This is a genomic window from Algoriphagus litoralis (assembly GCF_003259255.1).
GTDB classification, from domain to species: domain Bacteria; phylum Bacteroidota; class Bacteroidia; order Cytophagales; family Cyclobacteriaceae; genus Algoriphagus; species Algoriphagus litoralis.
In genome coordinates, this window is sequence record NZ_QGOL01000008.1 from 34485 (window position 1) to 60818 (window position 26334).

Sequence of the window (26334 nt, forward strand, 5' to 3'; positions counted from 1 at the left end):
CACAGCCATGAAAAAACAATTATTAATTCAGATTCTGATGTTTGGAATAGTCTGGTCCTCATTTGGTCAGTTTACAACGTCTAAAATCCCTTCATCAACGGTCAAACCCACTACAGCTTTGACAAAAAACAAATTGATAACCAATTCAAAGCTTGATCCTAAAACATTGGACTCAAGGACTTCGGACTATTATATTTCTAAAACTATCCCTGCTATTCCGTCTAAAGAAGAACTGGAAAGGAACCGAATAAAAAGTTGGGAAATAACTCCAAGCAGACCTGTAACTACCGGAATGGATGTCAAGATTTCTGGAGGATATAGTAAAACTGCTTTTAGAGTTTCGCCGGAAATCGTAGGTAGTCGAGGGTATTTTTTCCCGGTCTCCAACTACCTTACGACAAATATGGCAGTAGGTAAGGATTATAAACTCACATTAGAAATCAATGATTTTTTACTAATTTCTAGAGCCTTTATTTTGTTTGAAATTGGGGCAGAAAAAGGGCTTGAAGTGGAAGTAAAACAAGGACAAAAGGAAGCTGTCTTATTTTTCACAAATAGCATCCCTGGCCCTCAGAGAATTGCGTTTGGACCGATTATCTATAATTTCATGGGAGGAGAAGCACCTACTGGATACAACATCACTTCTATTAAGTTGGAAGAACTTGCTCCTGTCCAATAAAAAAAGGCCGTTTGGCCTTTTTTTATTTATCCCATTTCCTCCAGCCATTCTCCGATCAGGCGATTGACTTCATCAGGCTTTTCAATACAACTGCTGTGACCCGCGCCGGGAATGACATGGAGTTTTGCTTTAGCTATTCCCATCTGGATGTATTTTGATTTCTCGGGCTTAGTAGCAACATCTTCGTCCCCAACTAGGATCATGGTCGGGCATGAAATTTTGGACAATTCATCCTCGACGCCTTTGCGATAGATGACACCGTCCACAGGACCGGTAATACTTCTTTTGTTGGAGGATAGTTCCGTCTTCCAATGTTTGATTAAGGCCTTATTCGCAGGATTTGATAGCCAACTCTCTGCAAACATGATGTGCATTACTTTAGATGCGATAGGAGGAATCACGCCAAGCCACTTGACGATACCATTCAAAGTCTTGTATTGAGGCAAATTCTCCACTGGCTCAGCATTGGCCGAAGTCTCCAACAAAACCAAACTCTTGATCAATTCAGGATGCCTTGCCGCCAGTCTTATTCCCACAAATCCGCCCATAGATAATCCCACGAAATGAACGGGGCCACCTCCTAGCTTTTGGATCAATGCTGCTGCATCAGATGCCACCGTGTCCATGTCAAAAGGTCCTTTAACCTCACTTTGCCCCTGTCCCCGATGGTCGTAGGCAATCACCCGGTACCTTTTACTCAAGTGATCCATTTGTTGATGGAACATTCGATGACTCCAAAGCAATCCATGAGCGAAAAAAACAGTCTCTTTCCCAGATCCCTTTTCCTCATAGTAGAGATTCACTCCGTTGACTTCGATATTGGGCATATTTTACTTTTTTGGGTTTCTATGGCTGGATTAATTAAGTGGGGAATTGGCAATCCTGATCTGTCTTCAACCGCTATTTTCCGACTTTGATCATTCCCAGTCCAAGCCAGGCTGGGTAATCCGTGCATTTTCTCTGGCTTTGTGCTCATCCACGATCTTTCGCACATCTTCCAGAAGCTGCTTAGCGTCATACACGATCCCGTCCTTCACAGTGTACTTAACGCCGCCTACTCTGATGGGTTCGTTATTTTCATTGATTCGAATGGATCCTGTCCCGTAGAGAACCTTCAAATTCTGAAGGGGATTTTCTTCCACAATGACAAAATCCGCCAGTTTGCCAACCTCAACAGTCCCGATTTCTTTATCCATTCCCAGTGCTTCCGCCCCATACATGGTAGCAGATCGAATCACTTCCAATGGATGAAAACCGGCTTCACGGAGCAACTCCAGCTCCCGGATGTAGGCAAATCCGTACAGCTGATAGATAAATCCGGAATCAGATCCAGCCGTCACCCGACCACCGCGATTTTTATATTCATTGACAAAAGTCATCCAGAGATTGTAGTTCTTTTTCCACTGCACTTCTTCCTCAGTAGTCCAATCAAACCAATACGAACCATGAGATTGTCTACTGGGAGCATAAAAACGCCACAAAGATGGCAGTGTGTAAACTGCATGCCATTCCTGAGTCCTAGCGCGCATGAGGTCCCGATTGGCTTCGTAGATATTAAAAGTCGGATCGAGAGTGAAGTCAAGCTCTAGTAATTCATTCATCACTTTATTCCAATGCTCGGAAAAAGGAGGTGCAGCTTGATTCCACAGCTTACCTGCCTCAGCAAACCGATGCTGCTCATTTTGGTAATTGTAATCCAATCTGAAATCCTGGATCGTACGATCCTGAAAAAGTGCCTCTGGCAATCCATACCAATGCTCCATTGAAGTCAGCCCTGCCCGAGCCGAATTCAGCACATTCCATCTCGCCACATCCAATTGTTGGTGATGCATCGCAGAGCGAAGTCCTATTCTTTTATTCTCAGCTATTGCTGCCTGCATTACTTCTGGATTAGCTCCAAAAAATTTGATCCCATCAGCTCCTTTAGCCTTATTTTCATTTACCCAAGCTTTGGCTTGCTCGGCAGTAGTAATTGGAGTGCGCTCCTTCTTCTCTCTTAATTCCTCTTCTTCCTTGGTAATTTTTCGATCTAAATCCGCACCAAATGCGGTGTAGGCAAAAAGTCTTGGGGCTGTTATTTCATTTGAGGCAGATTTCTTCTTTTGATCTAGAACCCAATTCAAACCATTCCCCGCAGATGGATCTCTCACTGTGGTAATCCCATGTGCCATCCAAAGTTTAAACACATATTCTGCTGGTGTTCCTTGTCCATCACCACCAATATGACCATGACTATCGACAAATCCGGGAAGTAAATAGTGCCCTTCAAGATCCAACACTTTTGTGTTTTCATCTGCCTTTGGACGACGATTTTCACTAATGGGAAGACCTGGGTAGCCGACAGTCTGGATTTGAGTTATGCGGTTTTTCTCAACCACGATATCTACAGGCCCTACAGGTGGAGCACCGGTCCCATCGACCAAAATCACTCCCCGGATGATCAATTTGGAATAAGGCCCTTCGCCCTCTGCCCTAGCAGGAGCTGGCATGATTTGAGAAATACTCTGAAAAACTAAAGCAATGCCAACTATGGCAGTGAGTAAAATTTGCTTGTACATAAGATGGGTGGCTAGGAATTAAGACAATAAGTTAAAATAAAATGCGTCAGGAAAAAATGTGATTTGGATTGAAAGAGGGCCATAAAAAAACCCGACTGAAATCAATCGGGTTTTTCGGTGGAGATTAGTGGTTTTATAAATCTTTAAACTTTTCCATGATATCCTCAGAGATTCCAGTGAAGGAATATCCACCGTCATGGAAGAGGTTTTGCATAGTGACCATTCTAGTCAAGTCAGAAAACATCGTCACGATATAATCCGCACAAGCCTCAGCAGATGCATTTCCAAGTGGAGAAAGTGCTTCTGCAAAGTTATAAAAGGAGTCAAATCCTCCGATTCCAGAACCTGCAGTAGTTTTGGTCGGAGACTGGGAAATGGTATTTACCCTTACTTTTTTCAGCTTGCCATAGCGGTAACCATAGCCTCTGGCGATGCTTTCCAGCAAAGCTTTGGCGTCAGCCATATCCGTATAGAAAGGGAAAACTCGCTGTGCTGCGATGTATGATAGTCCGACGATCGATCCCCATTCCCGCATCACGTCCATTTTTTCGGCCACATGCATCATTTTATGGAATGAAATGGACGAAACGTCATATGACTTCATTGCCCATTCATAATTCAGGTCGCCATAGCTACGTCCTTTACGGATGTTAGGTGACATTCCGATAGAATGCAAAAGGAAATCAAAGTCAGATCCCAAAAACTCCTTAGCCTCAGCATATAGCTTCTCGATATCTTCCACTACAGTGGCATCAGCAGGGATTACGATGGTATTGCATTCCTCTGCAAGTTCTTTGATGGCGCCCATACGCATGGCGATCGGAGCATTGGTGAGTACAAATCGACCACCTTGTTCTTTTACTTTTAAGGCAGTTTTCCAGGCAATTGAATTCTCATCCAGTGCACCCGTGATGATCCCTACTTTTCCTTTTAGCAAATTTTCTGGCATATAGCTTTTGGATTGATTTCAAAAATACGGGGTAAAAGTAGGAAAAATTTGGGAGAAGAAGGCTCAATTCGCCAAGAGCTCTTTGGCACTCTCCAGCGCAGAAGCTGATGGATTGGCTCCGGCGATCATTTTGGCAAGCTCCTCAACCCGCTCTTCAGATCCCAAAAGCTTGATTTTACTCACCGTCTTCGCAGCAGAATTGTCCTTGTAAACAAAGTAGTGCAGTTCGCCCTTAGCCGCCACCTGTGGCAAGTGGGTAATGCAAATGACTTGATGTCGCGTCGCGATCTCCTTCATCATCCGAACCATTTGTAGGGCAACTTCTCCGGAAATCCCCGTATCAATCTCATCAAAAATCAGTGTAGGAAGCGCCATTTTATCTGCCATCAAATACTTAATCGCAAATAACAATCGGGAAAATTCACCACCAGAGGCGACTTTCTTTAAGCCCTGAAGTGTGCCCCCTTTGTTCGCAGAGAAGAGCACTTCCAGCTCATCCAAACCTAAAGGAGAAGGAGCAATAGCTTTATGCTCAAACTGAATCCTGGCATTCTCCATTCCCAAGCCAGCCAACAATACCTGGAGCTCTTTTTCGAATTGGGAAAAGCAAGATTTGCGCTTATCAGTAAGTATTCGACCAGCGGCTTCCATTGATTGCTTGGCTGAATTGAGTTCTTTTTCAGCTTCTGCCAGACTTTCATCCAGATTTTGAAACTGGAAAACTTTGTCCGCGAGCTCACTTTCAATCTGCATCAATTCCTCCACCGTGCCCACACCATGTTTTTTTTGAAGTTGATAGATTTTGCTGAGCCGATCCCGGATTTGCTCCAATTTCTCAAAGTCAATTTCCACCTTGCTTTCTTCATCCACAAGTGATTCGGTCAGGTCTTTTACCTCAATAAATACACTCTGAAAGCGTTCTTTCAGCTCTGAAAATTTTTGTGCCAGGCGTTCAAGGCTCTGCATGCCATATTGAATTTGACCCATTCCCTGAATCACTCCAAACTGCTCTTCCTGAAAAAGCCCCAGCATCTCATTGATTTTCAACTTGATTTCCTCTGCGTTTTCCAGTACTTCCTGGGTAGATTCCAGCTCTGCCTGCTCTCCTGCCACCAATGCCATTGCACTCAGCTCGTCGAGTTGAAACTGGTTGAAATCTGCCTCCTTTTGCATCTCAAAAGCTTTTTGCTTGAGTTGCTCATAGTTCTTTTTCGCGGCGCGAAAACTTCTAAATCGATCTTGGTATATCCCTAATTCAACCGAAGTCTGGGCAAAAGCATCCACCAAACCAAGCTGATATCCCCCTTCTCCTAACTGTAAGGTATCATGCTGGGAGTGCACATCCATCAGCTTTGATCCCAAGATTTTCAAAGAATCAAGCAAAACGGGAGTATCATTGACAAAAGATCGGGATTTCCCATTTGGACTGATTTCCCTGCGAATGATGCAGCTTTCCTCATAGTCCAATTGCTCCTGTTCAAAAAAATCCTTAAGTCCGTATTCAGAAATGTCAAAGACTCCTTCTACTACACATTTTCGGTCTTCATGAAGGAGCACCTTGGAGTCAGATCGATTGCCCAGCAAAAGTCCCACTGCTCCGAGCATAATGGATTTACCCGCGCCAGTCTCTCCGGTGATCATGCTGAGCCCTTTACTGGGCTGCATATTCAACTGATCGATCAGGGCATAATTAGATATACTGAGTGATTTGAGCATATACTTGATAAGCTTTGGGCAAAGCTAAAAAAAACCGCCTTAGCTTCTTAGTAGCTCGTTGTACTTTCTAGCGTTATTTGGATCTACTTCCAAAAGCAGCTTGACCGCTTCGTCACGAATATCAAACGGAGCACTTTTGAGTACCTCCGCAATTTCATCGGATTTGGCATCCACAAAAGTAATGGTAAAAATACCATTGGGCTGGAGTTTATTTGCCTGAGCCACCAGCCGGATCGCTTCCAAAATATTCTTATAGGCTGCTTCAGGATCAATCTGGATCAGGTCCATCCCTTGGCGATGGTATAAGTAATAGGCTTCACGGATAGAACCGTAAATCGTCGAGACATAAATATCATTGATCAACCAATACCGGCTTCTCCGATCCGATTGAGATTGTACCCACCCTGGCCTTCCAGATTGCTGGGCATTGTTTACGATATCATTTGCCACTTCAAAATAGGGGTTGCCCCCCTGGTTTTCGAAGGTATCATAATCAATCCCCAATGCGATATGCGCATAGTAAGCCAATAGCGAACTGATATTATTCAGAAAGGTAAAACGATTAAATTCAAGGGGTTGGGAGTCCAGGTATTCAAAACTCCAATTCCGATCAACATAATTAAATATCAGTGACTCATAGTTGGTGCCATAAATTGGCCGAACGACTTGGACCTGTACTGTGGCGTTATAAAATCCAATCTGCGGAACTTCATTGATTGTGATCAGTAGATTGCCTTTGATTCGCTCCTCTGGCCGAAACTCATCATCGGTCCAAGACCTGCCATTGAGAAATTGCTCAAAGTTGGTCTTCATCTGATTGAAGATATCTGTATTTTGAAATTGAGATCGGTCGCTGTTGATGATCACGGTGAAATTGAGCTCTTGAGCCTGTGCTCCTAGAGCCAAAAAATAAAAAAGAATCAGAAATCTCAGTTTGGTCATGCTTCTAAAGTAGGTAAAATCACTGTACTCAAATCCAAACAGGAATATTTTTGATTTCATCCAAGATCAATTCGGCTACCTGAACTTTGGAGACAAGTCCGGAATCCAGAGACTTTCCATCGGGTCTAAAAATTCTCACGCTATTGGTATCATGCTGAAAACCGGCTCCTTTTTCAGTGGCAGAATTTAAAACGATCATATCGAAGTTTTTCTTGTCCAATTTGGCTTTGGCATAGGCTTCTTCATTCGTCGTTTCTAGCGCAAATCCTACGTGAATCTGTCCTAGCTTTTTGATTTTACCCAATTCAAAAGCGATATCCACATTCTTTTTTAACTGAATGGACATTTCTGAATCATCTTTTTTGATCTTTTCTTCAGCTATTTTAGCAGGTGCATAATCCGCGACTGCTGCTGCAAAAACACAGATGTCCATACTTCCATGAATCGCTTCCGCAGCCTGATACATCTCCGAGGCTGATTTCACCTGAGTTAAATAAAAATCGGCTGAATCGATAGCAATCGAAATTGGACCAGAGATCAAATAAACTTCTGCACCTCTGGACTTAAAGGAATTTGCGAGTGCCAACCCCATTTTTCCGGAGGAATGGTTGCTGATAAACCTTACCGGATCGATGGCTTCTTGGGTTGGCCCCAGTGTGATCATGACTTTCTTTCCTTTAAAGTCTGCCTTATGGTGAAAGAACCTCTCTATTTGCATCAAAATATGCTCAGGTTCCATCATTCTACCCTGCCCCACTAGCCCACTGGCCAATTCACCGCTTTCGGCATCCAACAGAATATTTCCAAAAGACTGGGCTTTGCGAAGATTGTCTCTTACGGCGGGATGCTGGTACATATCCAGGTCCATGGCCGGAGCCAACATTACAGGACAACGGGCAGATAGATACGTTGCAGATAGAAGATTGTCGCACAGGCCATTGGCAAACTTGGCGAGTGTATTTGCGCTCAATGGCGCAACAATAAAAAGATCTGCCCAAAGGCCTAGCTCGACATGGTTATTCCATTCGCCGCTTTTTTTGTCGAAAAAATCAGAATATACCGGACGCTTGGAGAGGGTAGTTAAGGTCAGCGGGGTAATAAAATCAAGAGCTGAAGCGCTCATGATGAGTTGCACTTCAGCTCCGGATTTGATAAGTAGGCGAGTCAGATGAGCGGACTTGTAGGCGGCTATGCTGCCAGTCACTCCAAGTAGGATTCGCTTACCTTGAAGGCTCATGGTGATTACTCTGCCCCCTCTTGTTCAGGGAATCGGAAATAGACTTTTCCCTCCATAAATTCTTCCATGGCCATGGTAGATGGCTTAGGCATACGCTCATAAAACTTGGAAATCTCTATTTGCTCCTTGTTTTCAAACACTTCCTCAAGATTATCTACTGTAGAGGCAAACTCGGAAAGTTTGTTATTCAGTTCTTCTTTCAGATTGGAGGAGATCTGCTTGGCACGCTGACCTACGATGTGAAGTGACTCATAGATGTTTCCAGTCTTTTCAGCCACTTTGTCAAGATCACGTGTTACAATTGATGGGTTGATCGCCATGCTATTATTGGTTTTAAATTTTCTGATTAATTATCTTCTTTCGCTGCATTAACCTCTGACAGCGCTTTTGCCTCTGCTGCTGCGGTTCTTTCTGCAAATTCCTTTTTAAGCTTTAGATGCGAATCAAGCTCTTCTCGGGTATCACTTTCAAATTCTTTTACATCGCCCATGTATGGGCTAGAGGGATATTTTCTGTAAAAGGTATTGGCAAACGTGATGGCATCCTTAAGTCTTTCTTCCTTTTTGTCGAAAGCTGAATTTTTGGCATAGCCAAAACCTACTTCCACCAGCTTGTAAGCAAGCTCCTCATTGTGTTCACTTTCAGGATAGTCTTTAGCAAAATTCTGAAAATTCACAATGCAAGCACGATAGAAATCGCCTGGAAATAACCCGTCCTTCAATCTATAATACATCTGCGCCTCACTGTAGGCTTTCTCTTCAAACCGCCCCTCTAGATCTATCAACATCTCCATGGCTCGTTCATAGCTTGCAGATTCTGGAAACCGGGTAACAAATTGCTGAATAGCGGCTACTGCCTCCTGACTGCTTTGCTGATCCAAGTTATAATCGGGAGCGTCTAGGTACAGGGAATAGGCATGCATAAAAAGCGCTTCCTCTGCCAATGGACTTCTATTGTAGGTTCTGTAGAAGGTATTAAAATACCCGGCAGATTCTATGTATCGCTTGATCTTGAAGTGGCAGTTGGCATAGTTATACTCAGCCAATTCCGCCTTTTCTGAACCTTTGATTACAGGCAAGACTTTTTCGTAGAGAATAATTGCTTTGCTATATTCTCCCTCTTGATAATATTTATTGGCTCCATTGTACAGTTCTTCCCAATTAGTGCTCTTCTCCAGCTTAGAGAAAGGCCCACAGGAAGCTAACAGAAACAGAATGGATAGAAATAGGAGGGATTTTGACTGCATACTCATTTTCAAGACCGCAAATATACGGGTAAATTGTTCGTATTCAAATGCCTGAATTATTCAAGGATTTTTACTTCTTGACCTGCAACTTTTTAGTCACCACATTTTTGTTGTCAACAAAAAGGGTGTAGAAGTAGACGCCTGGCTGAAAATCTGTCACGTTGATAACCAACGAATTTCTTTCTGGGTCAAGTTCAAATTCAGCTACCGGGTTCCCGATAAAACTGTTGATTGTAATTTTTGCTTTTGCTTTTGGGTTGACCAACTCATAATCCAATTGTGCAATTCGATTGCTGGGATTAGGGTAGATTTCACTCAATTTGATGTCTTTATGTGTAAAATCAGTGGTCGATCCTGCAGCTACTTCATACCTGGCTTCAACGACAAAGTTTTCACGAATATTTTCAACGTTAACAAAAAATAAGTCGAAACTTCCCCGAGTCTCAGCTATCCCCATTTCAAATTCCAAGTATAAATCAGTGAATATTTCACCTGGTTTTAATTTGAGTGAAATCTTACTCAAGTCTTTTTTTGAGTCAAAACACTGATCGTTGAGACAGATTTTTACCTTTTGTGAAGACCCGACACTTCCCCTGACATTTTTTAGAAAATAGGTTTTTGCCTGATTGGATTCGTTCTGAAGAAGGATTGTTTTGCGCTGGGATGATCCGATCTCTCCTGAAAAATCGACTACCTCACTCAATACACGGACCTGCTGTGCACCAGCCAACAGCGGGGCAAAGAATAGCATCCAAGTAAAAAATCTGAATAAGGACTTCATGTAAAACTTTAATCAATAGGATCGTCAGATTGGTTTTCTGAAATTTAATATACGGACAAAATTACTTTTTTGATTCCCAATACAATAAAATTATGGGTTAATTGTTGTTAACCTTTCAAAAAACCAAAGCCGGTAGTTTTCAGTCTAATCAGTTGCCTTTTTTGATTAATGGAGTCAACGACTTTTTAATTGGGACCAAACCCGATTTTCCTAGGTTTTCCTGTATTTGCGCGTCTGTTGGCAGCTCCAATTTGACATCCGGTTCGTCAAAAAGATTTTCTGCCTCCAGGTCTATTTCCACAGGTTTTCGCCATGCATCGATTACATTTTGATCGGGTTTTTCTGCAATTCTCCAATTAAACCCATCCAAGCGTGATACTTTTTCATCAATTTTCTGCACCGGGGTAAACTTACCGTCCGGCCTGATTCCAAAATTGGCCTTGCGGATGGCTCCATCTATAAAAGTCAATTTTATATTGGCGCTGAGGATACGGTTGACGCCTTGCGTCAGCGTATCAGCTTCCAGAGCAAAATACAAGGATTCCCCATTTCCCTCGATGAGTAAACTCTCCATCTCTCCTTCTGCGAAATACCCTGTCATCTGCCTCCCTTTCATTTGGTTGTAGTTTAGCAGGGTATCTGGCATGATGGCAAAAGCTTTGTCCTTCATGAAAACCCTGTCTAATTCCTCATTGGCTATGAAAAAGACCATGGAGTCGGCTGATATTTGGCTTTTTTGATTCCACATGACCGGATCCTGAAACAACCTGATTGAAGAATCTGAATAGTTGTAAACCAAGGAATCTGCAATTCCGGCAAGGTCTGTTTTGGTCAGTTTGACCGAATTAAATGCCAATAAATACTTGGCAGTATCCGCCTCACTGTCTTGGGAGATCAGCGTATCGGCAATCATGAACAAGGTGTCCCGCTCGAAATACTTTCGGACGAGCGCATTACCATGGACCAGGCTGTATTTGCGATCTTCCCAATATTTTCCAAAATCCCCATAGACCTCTACCTGCCGCTCTTTGTTCAATACCCTGACGTCTTCCTTTCCCTCGTAATAGGCTTTGCCTTCGTCGTAGAATAATTCTTGCGCTTTGATCCGGCTCTCTTCGGTCTCCACGATCCCATCAAAAAACCGAAACTGTTTCTGCTGCGTGTCATAAAAACTCCCCTTCTGTGCATCCAATTTGTAGCCTTCCTTGGACACGATATTAGTCAATCCTTTGGTTTCGGAGGTTTTAGGAATAGTCAGGTAAATCAGATTGTTGGTTTTCATGGTGTAGTCGGGATTGACTAAGACCACATTTTGCCGAAAAGTAATCCGCTCCAAATTGACCTCATACACGCCACGCTCACTGGTGAGCACATTGGTCGAATCGACTACCCTGCCCTCATTGAAGTAAGTGGCGATATTGGTCTCCCGATTGTAATCGAGATAGTCCGTGTAGAGTGTAGTTTCCTGATTGGTGAAGATGACGTTATTTCTGAGCTTGGCTACCTTGGTATTTCCATCATATTCTGCATAGGCGCTCGTGGTGGTAATTGGGTCTTCGATATCCTCGATCCGCACTTTCCCAAATAGCTGAGCCCGATTTTCTGTTCTGTAAAAATGTGCCGAATCACAAAAGATTAAGGAATTCTGATGCTTCATTTCCACATTGCCTAGGAGGCGCTCAAATCCAGAAGCCCCTTTCAGCAGATCAGCCTTATTGATTTCAAGAGTGGTAGTCTGCTGCCCAAAACTTTCTCCTGAAAAGGATAAAGACAAAAAACACAACATGGCAATAAATGGAAAGCGAATAGTCATAACGGCTTGGCTGTCGGCAAAAATAGAAGAAAGCACTGGAAAACTCTATTACGGTTTTGGCTAAGCCTGGGATTTTGATCATTCTTAACAGGCCATCTTATTTCTCTTTTTCACGAAGAAACCTCTATTTTTGATCAATGCTCGACGCTTTCCAAACCCATATTTTCGCCACTCATCTTCTGGATCAGAAGTCAGTTTACCTTCTAGCCTGTAGCGGAGGTATGGACAGTATGTGTTTGGGTGATCTTTTGGTCAAATCCAAAATTCCTATTGAAATTGCACACGTCAATTTCCAACTTAGAGGCACTGAAAGTAAGGGAGATCAGGAATTTGTTGAAACTTGGTCCAAGGCAAATAGCATCCCCTTCCATCTCTGTCGTGCCGAAACGGAAGTCTATGCCCAGGCTAAGGGCATCTCGGTACAGATGGCAGCTAGAGAAATTCGATATGCATTTTTTGAAAAAATCAGAGCCGAACGAAACCTCGATGGAATTTTGCTGGCCCATCATGAAGATGATCAAGTGGAGACCATTTTTCTCAATCTCCTGCGCGGTACAGGAATCGAGGGAATCTATGGAATGGCTGATAAAAAAGGCTGGCTAATTCGACCCTTATTGCCATTTTCCAGAGAAGAAATCCGCAGCTACATGGATTCTAGACGACTCCTTTGGAGAGATGACAGCTCAAATGACAAGGCTGACTACAAGCGCAACAACCTCCGAATCAACGGACTTCCAGCCATCTATAGTCTTGGGACAGACGCTAAAAAAAACCTCTTAACCAGTTTTCAGCGACTGAAAGATACAGGAAAGGCCTTTGGAGGACTTTTTGAAACCTGGCAAACCACTTCTATCCGGGAGGAATCAGGATATCAATACCTCCCCTTCGCTGCGATACAGTATCAACCTGGAGCGGCCACTTTACTGTACTTTTGGCTTCGACCCTTTGGGTTCAATTCAGAGCAAGCCCAGGTGATCGCTGAGGGTTTGGATCAACCGAAAACCGGCGCTGTATTTCAAAGTGCAACCTACAGCCTCCACTTCGACAGAAAAGAATTGATCTTGGCACCGAAAGACGAGGATTTTATACCGGTTTTTATTTCGGGAAGTGAAAATGAGGTCATTCTTCCTGAGGGAAGATTTTCAATTTCAAGACATAACCGGCCCATTCCCTTGGACAAAAATCCAATCCACGCGCAATTGGATGAATCAAAGTTGGAATTTCCGCTCGAAATCCGATCCTGGCAAGAAGGGGATCGATTCAATCCTTTGGGCATGAGTGCTTCCAAAAAGCTTTCGGATTTTTTAATCGATCTCAAAGTGCCTCTGGCTAAAAAAAGAGCGGTAAAAGTCTTAGTTTCAGGTGGAGAAATCGCTTGGGTCATCGGTATGAGAATCGCTGACTGGGCTAAATGTACTCCAGCGACCCAACGTATCGTCTATTTCAAAAAGATCTGATCCATGATAAATCCATTTTCAAAAACTTACGATGAGGACCAACTGCTCATGTTTGATTTTATGCAGGGGATCAAATTTTTTGAGCGCCTGCGGCAAAAGGAAATGGCCAAGTTTATTCCTGCGATGCACCACCGAAAGTATGTTCGCGATGAGGTCGTATTTTTCAGCAAAGACCCCAGTCAGGCCTTATACTTACTGAAAAAGGGGAAAGTAAACCTGACCATAGACATCAAGGATAATTTTGAAACGATCATGGAAGTGAGTCGTGGGGAAGCTTTTGGGGAAAATTCCCTCCTAGAAAATGCCAAGCGTACCTACACTGCCCTGATTGTCTCTGAAGAAGCCGAATTGATCGTGATTCCCCACTTTGCGATTCAGGAGATTTTTGACAGTAATCCAAAAATAAAAGCCAAAATGATGACTTCTCTGGCTGAGTATTACAATGCTAACAATCAACGACTCTTCCGGTCCTATCGGGAATCTTTTGGCTTTTTCAGTTTGAGACAGATGTTTGAATAGCCTGTTTATCCTTTCAATTTTTCGTCTATCAAAAAACCATTTTGCTGGCTAAAGTATTCTTGGGCAAACTTCGAATCCTAATTGTTGTTTAATATCTTAGCGGCGCTTTTCAAGCCAGTAATCAAAAATAAAAATCAATAAAATCATGAGCAAAGTAACCGTAGTGGGTGCAGGCAATGTAGGCGCGACCTGTGCCGATGTTTTAGCTTATCGCGAAATAGCCGAAGAAATTGTTTTAGTAGACATCAAAGAAGGTATCGCCGAAGGTAAAGCCCTCGATATCTGGCAAAAAGCCCCAATCAACCAATACGATAGCCGCACTGTGGGCAGCACCAACGACTACAGCAAGACAGCAAATTCCGACGTCGTGGTGATCACCTCTGGACTTCCCCGCAAGCCAGGCATGACAAGAGATGACCTGATCGAAACCAATGCAGGTATCGTGAAGTCAGTGACTGAAAATGTGGTGAAATATTCCCCTAATGCCATCATCATCGTAGTATCCAATCCTCTGGATGTCATGACTTACCAAGCGCACTTGACCTCAGGACTGAGCAGAAACAAAGTGATCGGCATGGCAGGTATCCTAGATACAGCACGCTACAGAGCATTTTTAGCTGAAGAACTCAACGTATCCGGCAAAGAAATCCAGGCGATCCTAATGGGTGGACATGGTGATACCATGGTACCGCTTCCTCGCTATACTACTGTAGCAGGTATACCTGTGACAGAACTAGTAGCCAAAGATAAATTGGATGCAATTATTGAAAGAACAAAGTTTGGCGGTGGAGAACTGGTCAAACTGATGGGAACTTCTGCATGGTATGCTCCTGGTTCTGCTGCTGCACAAATGGTGGAAGCTATCCTCAAGAATCAGCGCCGGGTATTCCCAGTTTGCATCAAACTGGACGGAGAGTATGGCATCGATGATTGCTACCTAGGTGTACCGGTGATTTTGGGCAAAAACGGGGTAGAAAAAGTGCTTGAGCTTGATCTGAATGCTGAAGAAAAAGCGCTTTTGGAAACCTCCCGAGGTCATGTCAAAGAAGTAATGAATGTCTTGGACAAGCTGTCCAAGTAATTTCTAATCATTAAACTTCTAGACCTAAGATTCTCCGGCTCAAACTGGAGTTTCTTAGGTCTATTTTTTGTATACTATCTGTCAAAACCATACAAGTAGCCTAGTGAAAATCTGGAAAAGTCTTTTAGTCCTAGCAGCCCTAATCCTCGTGTCATGGGCAGGATATTGGGTCTATCAGAATTATTTTTCATCCCGAAATCTCAATAGTTTAGAACTGATTCAGTCAGATGCGGTTTTTGTTTTTGAATCAAACCAGGCAGATCAGACCTGGAATGAATTGGTCAATCAGCCCGTTTGGGGAATCCTATCCCAGATTCCTGCCTTTTCCAAGACGGCCGAACAACTAAGTTACCTAGATAGTATAACCGGTGGAAATGGCCAGATATCGCGAACGCTCCGCAGTAAACAAGTCACGGTCAGCTACCATCCAACTGGTATAGACAGTTTTGAACTTTTGTTTACGGTCAATTTTGGAGCTAGTTCACCAGAAAACTTCCTAAACGAAATCAAAACTAAAGTACCCAAGACTATCAGAGTTCAATCCCGTAAATACAGTGATTTGGATGTAATTGAGTTTTTTGGCTCAGATAATACCCAAAAATGGAGTATAACTGTTCTGGGAAATGTTTTGCTGGCTTCATCCTCATCCTTTATCCTGGAAGATGCCATTCGGCTATACCTCAGTGCTGAGCCTAATTCCCTTGCATCGACCATGGGTCCCGTCCTCAACCAAGAGTCCAATTTGGGCAGGTTGATACTTTCGGCCAAAGGCATTTCAAATTTTCTGCGGGGAGTCACCACAGAGCGAGAAAACTCAACGATTAAAGAGTTGGCTCTAAATGAGGCACTTTTTGTGATGAACTTGAGCTTTGAGGAAGGACAGCTGACCTTCAAGGGACCTGCTATTCTGGGCCAGGAGATCAACTTTACCCCATCAGTTCAAGCTAATTTTCCGGTCATTGAAAAGCTGATTTCCAATCGCACTCAGGCCATCACCCAAATCAATTTGGATGGGGTCTTTGAAACTCAAAAACTTCAGAATGCCGCCTTTAATCCAAAGTCCACTCTCAGCGGTGAAATTCAAAACAGACTTACGGATCGGGGATTTTTGGACAATTTTTTTGGTGAATTTTATTTGCTTGATTTGGAAACAATCGGTAACCAGAGCAATAACAAGGTCCTTTTAGCAAGAATCCAGGATCCTGGTCAGACCTTAGCTTTTCTAAAAGAATTCAGAAACAACACAGAATCGAATCAATCTGACTTCTATCGTGATTCAGAAATCCTGTTCTTTCCGGAGGAAGAATTTCCCGCCTATTTGTTTGGAGGCAAATTCATGGGATTCCCACAGACTCATCTCAGCATAGTAGATGAAGTCCTGATCCTGGCCAATTCCGCACCGGGTATGAAGGTGGTTTTGGATGACTTTGCATCGGGAAATACTTGGGCCAAAGCTCCAGAATCCTCTCCTGCCCAGGGATCCATTCACCCTGCAGCCGGATATTCCAAAACGTTCATTTTGGATAGGATTTGGGAAAAATGGGAGAAAACCACAAATCCAAAATGGAGTCCCTTCCTTCAAATCTATTCAGGCGTTTTCAAAGCATTTCCCTACCTCAGTTTTCGAATCAATCAGATAGGCGGAGAACCGGAAGCAAGCCTTACTATCCCATACCAGACGACTGAACTATCCGCAGTTCAGGAGAAATCAGGAGTGAACCTAGTTCCCTCCAATACCATCTCTCTGCCTGAGCGGATTAGCTATGGGCCAAAAGCTATCCTCAATTTCAACGATAAAACCGAGGATCTGGTAGTCCAGGACAGGAATCATGTCTTGTATCTGATAAATTCAGCAGGCGAAACAGTCTATACGCAGCAGCTCTCCGGCCCGATAGTATCTGAGGCATACCAGATTGACTATCTCAAAAACGGTAAACTCCAATTGCTCATCGCCACTGCGGAAAATATCTACGGCATTGATCGCCTTGGAAATTCCCTGCCCGGATTCCCCATTGCTTGGAATGAACCGATCACGCACTTAACACTAGTAGACTATGACAATACCCGAGACTACAGGTATTTCATCGCTACTGCATCGGGGAACCTTTGGCTGCTGGATCGCACCGGTAAAAAGCTGGAAGGATGGGATCCACTAAAATTAAACAAACCTGTGGTCCTCGCTCCCAGCCACATCCGAGTACCCGGCAAGGGCGACTACATGGTCGCACAGGTCGAAGGAGGAGTTGTGCATCTATTTAATAGAAGAGGCGAAAAGCAAGCTGGGGCACCGCTTAATTTGGGTAAAGACTTTGCCGATCCGGTGAAAATCACTTCCGGAACAGGTGGAAACACTTTGAAAATCGCGGCAATTTCCCAATCCGGAGAATTGATCCATGCCAATTTCAATGGAGAAATTACGTATCGAACCCAGCTGGTCAAGGCCGATCGTGACAACATATTTGAATTGGTAACTGACCAGGCAGGGATCTCTGAGGTCATTCTTTCCAGACAATATTCCAAAACAATCATCCTGGATGATGCTGAAAAAGAATTGTTCACGCTTCCGCTTTCTGGAGCGAGACTCTGGTTTGGGTATTTTGATTTTGGATCCAGCAGGAGGATCATCGCAGTGTCAGACCCTGAGCAGGGCTTTGGCTACATTCACGACCTAAAGGGAAATATGCTTACCACCACACCACTGGAAAGCGAGGGAGTAATCCAAGTGAGTCACCAGCCGACAAAAAACCAATACATCATCCGAACAGTGAGCGGCAGTCGAATCATGGAATACCTCATGCCTGACTAATGACTCCAAACTTGGCTTGCCCCGATGGATTGAGTACCTTGCAGCGTCAAAATCAACAAAATCACCCATGATTAAAAAGATTTTACTAGGATTTCTTTTTCTCTTTTCCTTCGCCAACCCCACTTATTCTCAACTTATTACAGATCAGGAAGATCTCGATTTGGTCCAAGATGGAATCAATCTGAGCTCACCCTACCATACTACGCTTACCTTTTTCTATAATCTGGACAAAAATCATTTTTATCCGGCAAGAGCAGCAAAAACCTTGGATCTCGCCAACAACGATTCCGAACCGGAAGAACTGGTGGTCAAACTTCAACAGATATTTGAAGGAAAAGGAATCGTGATCCGGACCAGTGAAATCCCAAATGATCCAAATTTCGAAGATTCCACCGCTAATGGAGAGCAACGGTTTTATTTTGACCGCACCAAGCTTCCCGGGATTTTTCTGGAAAAAACAGGCAATCGATGGAAATTCTCCTCTTTCTCCGTCGCTCAGATCAGTGAACTTCACCAAGAGACCTATCCCTATGGCACCGATCGACTGTTGAATATTTTGCCTAAAATAGGCACTACCGAATACTTGGGACTCCAATTATGGCAACTGGTCGGGATCACGTTTCTAATTTTCCTGACCTTTTTGGCTCATCTGATTTTTACCTTTTTGGTGGATAGAGGCTTGATCTATTTCGTAGATCGGCTGGGATATAGCAATGTGGGAGAAAACTACCTGCTCCCAGTTGCCAAAATTACCAGCTTCTACCTGATCGTGCTCCTGCTTTCATTTATGATCCGGGTTTTGCAGTTGCCAGTAGAGATCTATGCCTGGATCATTCCGGTTTTTGATACACTGAAGCCATTTTTGATCACGGTGATTTTCTATAAAATCGTCGATGTGGTAGCCGCATATTTTGGTCATTTAGCCTCTAAGACGGAATCTACCCTGGATGACCAGCTTGTCCCGCTGATCCGAAAAACGCTTAAAGCCTTGGTCATAATCGTGGGAACATTGTTTGTCCTCCGCGACGGGCTAAACTTTGACATTCTCCCCTTCCTCACAGGGATTTCTATCGGTGGGGTGGCAATCGCTCTCGCGGCTCAGGATACGATCAAAAACTTTTTTGGCTCGGTGATGATCTTTATTGACAAGCCATTTCAGGTGGGTGATTGGGTGACTTCCGGAGAAATCGACGGAACAGTAGAAGAAGTGGGATTTAGATCCACCCGGATTCGTACCTTCCGAAATTCTGTGATGTATGTGCCAAACGGAAAAATTGCCGATGCGGTCGTAGATAATCATGGCCTACGACAATACCGGCGGTTTTTCACTATACTGACTATCACCTACAATACGCCGCCTGAATTGATCGAGGAGTTTGTCAAAGGTCTGCATGAGATTGTATTGGCGCATCCGAAGACTCGAAAAGACTACTTCAACATCTTCTTCAACAATCTTTCTGCCTACAGTCAGGATGTGATGTTTTACATCTTTTTTGAAGTGCCCACCTGGCCAGAGGAACTAAAGGCTCGTCATGAGATCCTGATTCAAATCGTGAAGTTGGCTAATGTACTGGGTGTTCGCTTTGCCTTTCCGACTCAGACCCTTCACATGGAATCCTTCCCAGAAAAATCCGGGCTCACGCCTTCTTATCCAGGAGAGAGCGAATACAAGACTCGGTTGTCCAATTTCCTCCAATCTGAATTGGGAAAGAAAAACACCTAGTTTCATTCATCTTCCCAAAAATCAGGCTTGATCCGCGAAGCATACAGCGTACAATCAGCGCATCTTCTTGACGTGGTGAAATAACCAACAATGGTTGTGCCCACCATCAACTCTCGAACAGGCAGGATAAATCCACTGCTGAAAACCTGATCATATTCATTGATCATTACCGGTGCCTCAGAAATGACACAGTCATTAAACTCAGGATCGATATATCCCCAAGGAGCTACATCTGCCAGATTTATATAAATTCTCCGCTGCTTAATTACACCCATACTGACCTGACCTACCACAGGAGTATTTTCACCATTGACCGATCTCATGTTTCCGGTAATCTGAGAAGGCAAAGGACTGAATATGGACCCAATGTCTTCTGTATTTCTTTTCAATGTTTCCCAAAATTTCACCGCATCGGGATCGATGGCTTTTTGGGAAATCAAAATACTATACCGCTCCTGAATCCGCTCATCTCCCACGGGGATCTCGGTAATGGTCTGCTTGAATACTACCTGATCCTGAAATCTCGAGCTGGTCTCAAGCAAAATATCGGGACTATATTCAGTTTTGAAGCAAAGCGCGATTTGCTCTTCATCAGTACTGAATCTAACGTCTTTGATAGCGGCATCATAGATATATCCTGTCCTGATCCGGGGACGGGATATATAGGTCTCTTCAAACGTCCACAGAAAATCATCCGCCAATTCGTTGCCCTGAGTATTGACAAATACCTCAACGCCATCTTCATCCCTGATAAATCCCGCATCCAAAATATCTGGAGTGATGATGGGACGCATCAGCTTAGATTCATAGCGATCCCCTCCTCTGAGGATTATTTCGAGACGATATTCGCCTTCTTCTGGAAGATCATAAGAGAAAATATAGACTCCAGGATTCTGCTCTTGCAGCGGATAAGTGGTACCATTTGAAGCCAAAACTGTGACTGAAGCACCTGATTCAGCCAATAATGTATCCTGGGCACTGATAGGCACTGTCCTGCTAAGTTTGATTTCGCTTGCTAATCCCTCCGTATCCAAATATCCCTCCACGACCAAAACTGAAGTCGGAACTTGAGTTGGTTCCGGTTCAAATGGTTCTCTGCAGGAAAAAAACAAGACCACAAAAGCAACAAGCAAACTAGAATTGCGCAGATAAATGGAGAAACAAGAAAAGGAAAACCAAGTCTTGACAACATTTATCCACTGATCAAATTTCCAAAAAGCAGTACGTATTTGTCCTAAATTAATCATCTTCCCAAAAGTCAGGTGTAAGTGGTGATGCATAAAGAGTACAGTCTCCGCATCTGCGAGACGTAGGGAAATAACCCAAGATGACGGTTCCGCCAGGAGGAATATAGGGCCTTGCGGGAAGAACGGCGCCATTGACAAAAATAGGGTCATAAAATCTAGCAAGTACGGAATCTTTTTCAATGATGCAGTCATTGAATTCCGGATCAAGATAGCCCCAGGGTGAAACATCCTCCAGGTCGATGTAGATTCTTTTTTCTTGGATTACTCCCATACTGATCTGTCCGATTACCGGAATTTGCAGATTTCCCACCGCTGTTATATTTCCGGATATCAAAGATGGAAGAGGACTGAAAATAGAACCGATATCTTCCGTATTCCTTTTCAAAGTTTCCCAAAATTTTACAGCAGTCGAATCAATTGCCTTTTGGCTAATCAAGATGCTGTAGCGCTCTTGAATCCGCTCATTACCTTGAGGGATTTCTGTAATTGTCTGCCGAAATACTACCTGCTCCTGAAATCTTGAACTAGTCTCCAAAAGAATATCAGAGCTAACTTCAGATTTGAAACAACGGGAAATATTTTCAGCGTCAGTACGATCCCGCACAGTGTTGATCGTGGAATCATAAATGTAAGGTACCCGAATCCTAGGACGGTAAATCCATGCTTCATCATACGTCCAGAGAAAGTCATCGGCATTTTCATCTCCTTTGGTGGTAACAAAAATCTCTACGCCATCTTCCTTTCTTAGAAACCCAGCATCGAGGATAGGCGGAGTCAATATGGGTTTTAGTGGATAAGACTCAAAAAGATCTCCATTTCGAAGTTCTATTTGCACCTTGTAATTCCTATCCTCCGGCACATCATAGGAAAAAAAGTAAAGTCCAGGCTCATTTTCTGGTAGGGGATATACCATACCATCCTCACTTAGCAAATTGACTTTTGCACCAATTTCAGGTGCCAGCGTTGTGTCTGAATTCAAAGTTACAGTTCTACTTAGCTTGATAAGGCTCTCCCTGCCTTCAGAATCCAAGTATCCCTCGACAACCAAAACTGATGTTTGGAGTTGAGCTGGCTCTGGATCAAAGGGCTCCCTGCACCCCAATAATCCAGAAGCAAACAGCAAAGCCAAACTAAATCGGCGCACAAAAAAGGTTAAGTAGCACCGATTCATGGCGTAATGGTGATTTTTCTTTTAGAAATCTGAATTTGACCTGTTTGATCCGTATATCTGACCCAAAGCAAATACTCACCGGTAAACTTAGGCGCTTCAATGGTGGATGATTCGGCTTTGCCCCAATAAATTACAGTTCGAAAATCTGGAAATTCACCGCCTGAGCCAGGCCTAGCAAATTGGGATTTATCCAATTCTATTTTGGGCTGCAAGCCCGGATAATCAAAAAATCGAGAGGCTGGTGCCAAAGGATAGAGCCCAAAATTATTTTCATAACTGCTAAAACTCAACACACCGGGATAGGTTCGGTCATTCAGATAAAACTCCCTGTTTAGTATATCCAATCTGGAAATAAACTTGGGATTGAATCCCGAAAGCAAGTCTGAATCAAAAACCGGCATAGCATCAATTAAAATCAGGGGATTCGTATCAAACACTGACTTGACCGCTTCATTGACCAATCGGAATACTTTTTTCTTATCCTGATTTCTGACGAAGACACTCGGAACATACTCCCGGATCACAATCTCCACAGTCTCAAATCGGGTATAATCATCCAGCAAAAACGTGTGATCTGCCACAAATCCTGTGACCACTTCCAATGAATCCTGATCGTAATTTTCCAGGTAATAACTCTCAACCGCCGAGGCTTTTTGGAGCTGATCCAGAAAACTGAGATCCTTTGGTACAATGGATAAAGCCGGGAAAACAAAATCAGGCTTAAACTTAGTGGCAATCACTGGCGATATGATTTCAAGCCCTTCCATCTCTGCGCCGTCTTCCAACTGGATGATCATTCGATCCCAGTGTGAAAGTCCACCAGCATCAAATAGGATCTGTCCATTTTCATCCGGACGGTCGGTATAAAGGGCGCTTTGCTTCCCATGCAGCGAAAGGAAATAGGTCAAGCTGGTATCCGATTTGGAGACCCTTGATTCGACAATATGTCCAAAAAGCTCCGGCAAAAGTGCCTTTTGCTCAAGCGAAGCATAGGCATCCGATGACTTGAATTGAACTTGCTCTCCTGGTAAATAGGGATTAGAAACCGAAATCCCTGCAGATAGGATCTGGCTGTTTTGTTCGAAAGAAACCTGAAAGCGCTCCCCGGGTTTAGGGTTGCCGTTACTCACTGTCCCAAGGTCAGCTCCTGTGCTTTCCAATTTAACGAAATTTCCCTGAGCCTTTTCAAAGACTTTTGGCGGAATCTTTGGGTTGATCACTGTCACAAACTGCTGGGAAATACCCAGGTTCATATCCAGATAGGGACTGATTCGGGTATAGACTCGGAGTAGGTAGTGATCCGAAGGAATAGCCGTGGACAGCAGAAGGTAATTCAGGGCTTTTCCATTCTCAAGGGGAACTTTGGTGTATGCCACAGAATTGGAAAATCGATCTACCAACTCTGCATAAAGCACCTGAGATGGGCTCGGATTGGAACCTGAAGTGACTTCCGCCTCAAACCAGATTTTCTCTCCTACCAAATACAATGTTTTTGGCGTATTGAATTGAACGGATTCTTTCACCAAATCTCTTTGCTGAGCAATGACAGTTGAAGAGGTCAGGTGAATTACCAAAAAGTAGAATATTAGTCGGGAAACCCGACGAGTCAATACCTGGATATCAAAATAGGTTTGACCCTCATTTTCTTTGGATCTGATTTGTCTGTTCATATGCATCAGAACCTGAAATTATATGTGATAAATGGAATCGGCTCTGCAAAAATCGAAAGTTTGTATCCCTGCAATTTTCCAGCTTCTGGGATATAGTAGACTGAGTACGGATTGTCCCTGCCCAGAATATTATAGACCCCAAAGGACCAGGAGGCATGCGCAAGTTTCTTGACTTTATGGTTCCCCTCTAGATTGACTGAGAAGTCCAGACGGAAATAGTCAGGAATACGAACAGAGTTTCGATCTCCAAAATAGACACGCTCAGAGCCTCCATATTCAAATTTTGCCACGGGCAATGTCACCGGACGACCGGTGCTGTATTTACCCGCTAAGGTAGTATTCACTCTGCGGCTGAGTTCATAATTCACGACCACATTGGCATTGTGCGGCTGATCAAAATTGCTCGGGTACCATTCCGAGCGATTGATTTGCTCTTTGCCTTCGCTTGGGTCGGTCTGCAGAAGTGATCTGCTGTAAGTATAGGCAATGGAACCGTTGAGCTTTCCGGTAGACTTGAGGAGATATAGCTCCAAGCCATAAGCTTTACCTTTCGTCACCAAGACATCCTGCTCGATACGATCGTTGAGCACGATGGAAGCTCCCGATCTATAATCCAGAAGGTTTTGCATCGTGCGGTAATACACCTCTGCGGAGAATTCTATGGTGTTGTTTTTCAGGTTGTGAAAATACCCCACCGCATACTGAATGCCTCTTTGCGGAGCGATGAATGCATCACTCAGCTTCCAAGTATCCGTGGGGGTGATGACTGAGGAGTTGCTGAGCAAATGGATGTTTTGTCGCATGGTATTCACCCCTGCTTTGATGGAAGACCAGTTAGTCAAGGCATAGCGCCCCGAAAGTCGAAATTCTGGTCCATGGTACGTATTGACCAATTCACCTGATCCGAAGTTTTCCTCTCCGGTGATATTCTCCGGAAGATAGGGAGCTCCTTCTGCATAGACGGGCAAGGTTTGAGGCCCAAAATAACCGTAAAGATTATACCGCAATCCGCCAGAAACTGTCAGCTCTTCATTGACTTCAAACTCGTCACCAAAGAAAAAGGAGGTCTCCAAGGCCTTTTCTTGAGCCACATCATCCGGAATCACAATACTTTCCGCACCAAATGGGGCAATTTCTCCAGGATTCAAATCATACCAAATCGAATGGACTCCATAGGTAAAGAGGTGACGATCGCCTTTTTCCTGACGGAATTCAGCTTTAAGAAACCGCTGTCGGATGTCAAAATTATAGCGATACGAATTCAGCGGATTGTCTTCTCCCTGTACTTGAAATGCATATCCATCCTGACCTACCGAAAAAGTAGCCTCTACTTGATCGTTAAAATAATGAATCCAGGATAAGGCAAAATTCTTGTTGGAATAGCTGTAAACTGTATCCGGGTCAAACTGAAACTTATCCTCACTGTAATATCCGGTGAATCTGAGGATATTTTTCTCATTCAACTCATGTTGGATCGTACCATTAAAATCCGCAAAGAACGCGCGACTTGCTCCCAGATCTGCCCGCTCCTCCAGGTAATCCAGCAACCAATCCGAATAGGTCAACCTCGCCCCGACAATAAAGGTGGTTTTTTCACCCAAGGGTCCATCCAAGCTCAATCTACTGGTCAATGGACCAATTCCTCCCGAACCTCCAATCTTATCTTTCCTGCCTACTTTGGGAGTGACCTGAAGTACTGAGGACAGTCTGCCGCCGAGACTCGCCGGAATTCCGGCTTTGTAAAGTTCTACCCCTTCGACCATATCCGAATTGACCGAAGAGAAAAAGCCAAATAAGTGTGATGGGTTAAAGAGTGTATTCTGATCAAATAGAATCAGGTTTTGATCAGCAGCACCTCCTCGGACATTGAAGCCAACGCTGGCCTCTCCGGCAGTATTTACACCAGGCATGGTCAGGATGCCTTTGAGGATATCGACTTCGCCCATGACTGAAGGCAGCTTCCTCATCTGCTGGACGGAGAGCGATTGTACGCCCATCTCAGGTCTGGAGACATTGGTGAGGGCACCGGATCGGACGACAACTTCATTGAGCGCAAAGACTCCTTCACCGATACTCATGTTCAATTCCCCATCTCCCTGCAAGTCAATCAAACGCTGCTCGGTATAGCCCCCGATATTCTGTACCAAAATGGTCTGATTCCCTTTTGGAATGGTCAATTCATAGCGACCTTCTTGGTCTGTGATGGTCTGTGTTTGGGTAAGCTTATCGTAGACGATGGCACCTGCGATGGGTTCACTTTTTTCCAGACTGATGACTTGACCCCGGATCTTGGCAGTAGTCGCCCCCCCACTAGCGACCCCGATGGTATAGCGCCTGTTTCGGACAAATTCATCCTCTCTTCCGGGAATTGCCGAAGCTTGATTTTCTGAATTTTGGGTAAAAAAGGTTTCCGGAAAGTCAACGGCAAGTTTTTGCCCTTTGCTGATAAACACCTCTCCTGATTTGGAAATCGAAAATTTCAAATCTGTATTGAGAAAAATCAGGTTCAAGACATCGTCCAATTTGTCATCCGAAGCCTGAAGATTGACAGTCAGCCCAGCGATGTCTGCCTTTTTGAAGTAAAACCGAAAAGACGTTTCTTTCTCCGCCAGTTCCATAAAGCGCTCAAACGAAACCCCGGGAAAGAATCCCGTAATTCGATCTGAGGTTTGTTGGGCAAAAGAGCGGAACGAAAGCAGGAAAAATACCAGCAATAATCCTTTGGTAAAAAGCTTCATA

20 protein-coding genes are annotated in these 26334 nt (G+C 43.8%); 6 read left to right on the forward strand and 14 right to left on the reverse strand.

Annotation, left to right across the window (positions count from 1 at the left end):
- The first annotated feature begins 7 nt into the window (after positions 1-7).
- Complete coding sequence (locus DK188_RS09815; protein ID WP_111670661.1) at positions 8-679, forward strand: hypothetical protein; 672 nt, start codon at positions 8-10, stop codon at positions 677-679.
- Positions 680-705: 26 nt separating this feature from the next.
- On the opposite strand, the gene DK188_RS09820 is transcribed toward DK188_RS09815, so the two are convergent.
- The 10 genes from DK188_RS09820 to DK188_RS09865 form a co-directional block, all read right to left on the reverse strand.
- The gene (locus tag DK188_RS09820; protein WP_111670662.1) at positions 706-1506 is read right to left on the reverse strand and encodes an alpha/beta fold hydrolase; all 801 of its coding nucleotides are present in this window, start codon (positions 1504-1506) and stop codon (positions 706-708) included.
- A 90-nt stretch (positions 1507-1596) separates the two neighbouring features.
- Positions 1597-3237 (reverse strand): amidohydrolase family protein, encoded by a 1641-nt coding sequence (locus DK188_RS09825; protein WP_111670663.1) that lies wholly within the window; start codon positions 3235-3237, stop codon positions 1597-1599.
- Positions 3238-3370: 133 nt separating this feature from the next.
- A complete protein-coding gene (locus tag DK188_RS09830; protein ID WP_111670664.1) occupies positions 3371-4186 on the reverse strand; it encodes an enoyl-ACP reductase FabI in 816 nt (271 codons plus the stop codon).
- A gap of 63 nt (positions 4187-4249) precedes the next feature.
- Positions 4250-5902, reverse strand: coding sequence for a DNA repair protein RecN (recN, locus tag DK188_RS09835; RefSeq protein ID WP_111670665.1), 1653 nt, complete (start codon positions 5900-5902; stop codon positions 4250-4252).
- A gap of 39 nt (positions 5903-5941) precedes the next feature.
- Positions 5942-6844, reverse strand: a complete 903-nt coding sequence (gene porD / locus DK188_RS09840; RefSeq protein WP_111670955.1) for a type IX secretion system protein PorD — start codon at positions 6842-6844, stop codon at positions 5942-5944.
- A gap of 28 nt (positions 6845-6872) precedes the next feature.
- Positions 6873-8081: a bifunctional phosphopantothenoylcysteine decarboxylase/phosphopantothenate--cysteine ligase CoaBC gene (gene coaBC, locus DK188_RS09845; RefSeq protein ID WP_111670666.1), complete on the reverse strand. Its 1209-nt coding sequence runs from the start codon at positions 8079-8081 to the stop codon at positions 6873-6875.
- Between the two features lie 5 nt (positions 8082-8086).
- Entirely contained in the window at positions 8087-8401 is a 315-nt protein-coding gene (locus tag DK188_RS09850) for a DNA-directed RNA polymerase subunit omega (protein ID WP_111670667.1), read from the reverse strand.
- Positions 8402-8427: 26 nt separating this feature from the next.
- Positions 8428-9327 (reverse strand): outer membrane protein assembly factor BamD, encoded by a 900-nt coding sequence (bamD, locus tag DK188_RS09855; RefSeq protein WP_111670668.1) that lies wholly within the window; start codon positions 9325-9327, stop codon positions 8428-8430.
- A 70-nt stretch (positions 9328-9397) separates the two neighbouring features.
- Positions 9398-10108, reverse strand: coding sequence for a T9SS type A sorting domain-containing protein (locus tag DK188_RS09860; protein WP_111670669.1), 711 nt, complete (start codon positions 10106-10108; stop codon positions 9398-9400).
- A gap of 148 nt (positions 10109-10256) precedes the next feature.
- On the reverse strand, positions 10257-11921 hold the full coding sequence (locus DK188_RS09865; protein WP_111670670.1) for an OstA-like protein: 1665 nt from the start codon (positions 11919-11921) through the stop codon (positions 10257-10259).
- Between the two features lie 137 nt (positions 11922-12058).
- Between DK188_RS09865 and tilS the strand changes: the two genes are divergently transcribed.
- The 5 genes from tilS to DK188_RS09890 all read left to right on the forward strand — a co-directional run bounded on the left by tilS (position 12059) and on the right by DK188_RS09890 (position 19507).
- Positions 12059-13378 (forward strand): tRNA lysidine(34) synthetase TilS, encoded by a 1320-nt coding sequence (gene tilS / locus DK188_RS09870; RefSeq protein WP_111670671.1) that lies wholly within the window; start codon positions 12059-12061, stop codon positions 13376-13378.
- A gap of 3 nt (positions 13379-13381) precedes the next feature.
- The gene (locus tag DK188_RS09875; protein ID WP_111670672.1) at positions 13382-13897 is read left to right on the forward strand and encodes a Crp/Fnr family transcriptional regulator; all 516 of its coding nucleotides are present in this window, start codon (positions 13382-13384) and stop codon (positions 13895-13897) included.
- Positions 13898-14042: 145 nt separating this feature from the next.
- Positions 14043-14978 (forward strand): malate dehydrogenase, encoded by a 936-nt coding sequence (gene mdh / locus DK188_RS09880; RefSeq protein WP_111670673.1) that lies wholly within the window; start codon positions 14043-14045, stop codon positions 14976-14978.
- Positions 14979-15081: 103 nt separating this feature from the next.
- Entirely contained in the window at positions 15082-17784 is a 2703-nt protein-coding gene (locus tag DK188_RS09885; RefSeq protein ID WP_111670674.1) for a hypothetical protein, read from the forward strand.
- Positions 17785-17851: 67 nt separating this feature from the next.
- Positions 17852-19507: a mechanosensitive ion channel family protein gene (locus DK188_RS09890; protein ID WP_111670675.1), complete on the forward strand. Its 1656-nt coding sequence runs from the start codon at positions 17852-17854 to the stop codon at positions 19505-19507.
- 2 nt (positions 19508-19509) lie between these two features.
- Here the strand turns inward: DK188_RS09890 and DK188_RS09895 are convergent, their stop codons facing one another.
- Genes DK188_RS09895 through DK188_RS09910 form a run of 4 tightly spaced genes read right to left on the reverse strand, consistent with a single transcriptional unit; the run spans position 19510 to position 26333 of the window.
- Positions 19510-20787 carry a DUF4249 domain-containing protein gene (locus DK188_RS09895; RefSeq protein ID WP_198673002.1) on the reverse strand — a complete coding sequence of 426 codons (1278 nt, stop codon included), beginning with the start codon at positions 20785-20787 and terminating at the stop codon, positions 19510-19512.
- Positions 20747-21925, reverse strand: a complete 1179-nt coding sequence (locus tag DK188_RS09900; RefSeq protein ID WP_111670677.1) for a DUF4249 domain-containing protein — start codon at positions 21923-21925, stop codon at positions 20747-20749. Before DK188_RS09900 ends, DK188_RS09895 begins: the two co-directional genes overlap by 41 nt.
- Positions 21922-23595, reverse strand: a complete 1674-nt coding sequence (locus tag DK188_RS09905; RefSeq protein WP_157963217.1) for a hypothetical protein — start codon at positions 23593-23595, stop codon at positions 21922-21924. The genes DK188_RS09900 and DK188_RS09905 overlap by 4 nt, the downstream gene beginning before the upstream one ends.
- A gap of 5 nt (positions 23596-23600) precedes the next feature.
- On the reverse strand, positions 23601-26333 hold the full coding sequence (locus tag DK188_RS09910) for a TonB-dependent receptor (protein ID WP_111670679.1): 2733 nt from the start codon (positions 26331-26333) through the stop codon (positions 23601-23603).
- Position 26334 lies beyond the last annotated feature (1 nt).